1 protein-coding gene is annotated in these 508 nt (G+C 49.6%); it reads left to right on the top strand.

Going from position 1 to position 508, the window contains the following annotated elements:
- Positions 1 to 508 (top strand): endo-1,4-beta-xylanase (locus DXB92_RS13285; RefSeq protein ID WP_147330092.1); only part of this gene is annotated, 508 nt, incomplete at both ends.

Raw genomic sequence — 508 nt, 5'->3', positions numbered from 1 at the left:
AGGAAACGGAAACCGAACTGACGGCAAAACAGACCAGAGCCGGCAAATGGACAAAACTTTCCGCTTCTTATCGTGCACCGGAAAACAGCGGCGAATTCCGGCTGACCATTACCACAGACAGCACTAACGATTTTGTGTTTGATGATGTCACCGTAACAGGAAAGTCGGACAGCAGCGAGGTTTCTGCGGCAGCTGCGGAAAAGGGACTGAAAGACGAGTTTGCCGACTATTTTCGGGTGGGCAATATTCTCAATGGCAGTACTGTGAAGAACTCCACCATTACTGCCAGTGTGCTGAAGGACTATAACAGCATCGAGTGCGAGAACGAAACCAAGCCAGATGCAACGCTGGTGCAGTCTCAGTGCAGCGAAACGAATATCGGTGTTTCTCTGAACAATGCTGCCAGCATCATGGACTTCTGCGTGAATAATAACATTGCCATGCGTGGACACACACTGGTGTGGCATAGCCAGACACCGCTGTGGTTTTTCAAGGAAAACTTCAATGC

Origin of the sequence: Ruminococcus sp. OM06-36AC (genome assembly GCF_003438725.1) — a bacterium.
In the GTDB taxonomy this organism is placed as follows: domain Bacteria; phylum Bacillota; class Clostridia; order Oscillospirales; family Ruminococcaceae; genus Ruminococcus_C; species Ruminococcus_C callidus.
This window is presented reverse-complemented; position numbering and strand designations above follow the sequence as displayed.